Raw genomic sequence first — 1001 nt, forward strand, 5'->3', positions numbered from 1 at the left:
TCTGCTCTTTCTTTCTTCCGATCCTATCTTACTGAGAGAAAGCAAATGGTATCCATTTCTGGCTACAGTTCAAATCCTTCCACTCTCCTTCATGGCGTACCTCAGGGCTCAGTTCTCGGTCCCATTCTGTTTTTACTCTACACACAACCACTCTCACAGATTATTGATAGACACTCAGTTTCCCACAGTGAATTTGCCGATGATAGCCAGCTATATGATTCAGTTCCACGTGAACAATTTGACTCTCTGCTTAGTAACATGCAGTCATGTGTAGATGATGTAAAACTCTGGATGACGCAAAACAAATTGCAACTGAATGAAGGAAAAACTGAGGCACTGCTCATTGATCCTCAAAACTCACCAAACCTTCCACTCTCAATCACAATCGGTCAAAATGATATTTGTTTTTCAAGATCAGTCCGGAATCTAGGTGTGATTTTTGATGACAAGCTCTCCATGAAACAACAAGTTAGTAAAATATGTCAGTCCGCCTACCTGGAACTGCGTAGAATTAGCTCAATTAGACATGTCCTCACAGTTGATGCTACCAAAACCCTTGTGACATCCCTGGTTTTGTCACGCCTTGATTACTGTAATTCCCTGTTGTCAGGGATTCCTCAACAGCTGATTGACAAACTTCAAAAGGTTCAAAATTGTTCTGCTCGACTCATTTTCAAAACGTCCAAATGCACACACGTTTCACCACTTTTGGCTAAACTGCACTGGCTTCCAATAGCTCAGAGAATCGATTACAAAATTTCCTCCTTGTGCTATGATGTTGTCTCAGATACTGCTCCGCTGTACTTGTCTGATCTCCTTTGCCTTTACGTCCCTTCCCGTTCACTGCGTTCCTCTGCTGACACCCGCATCTTTCGGATTCCAACACGAAAGAAAAAGTTCCAAGGGCAGCGTGCTTTCTCCCATCTCGGCCCTGTCACTTGGAACAAACTCCCCTACTCTGTACGTCATGCTCAAACACAATCCCAGTTCAAAACTCAACT

General features: G+C 43.3%; 1 protein-coding gene. It reads left to right on the forward strand.

Annotated features, from left to right (window positions below; translation table 11 throughout):
* Positions 1-45: 45 nt before the first annotated feature.
* Positions 46-1001: reverse transcriptase domain-containing protein (locus ACOCD2_RS21915; RefSeq protein WP_419626117.1), on the forward strand; the 956-nt coding region annotated here is incomplete at its 3' end.

Source organism: Thiolapillus sp. (assembly GCF_048562965.1).
GTDB classification, from domain to species: domain Bacteria; phylum Pseudomonadota; class Gammaproteobacteria; order Chromatiales; family Chromatiaceae; genus Thiolapillus; species Thiolapillus brandeum_A.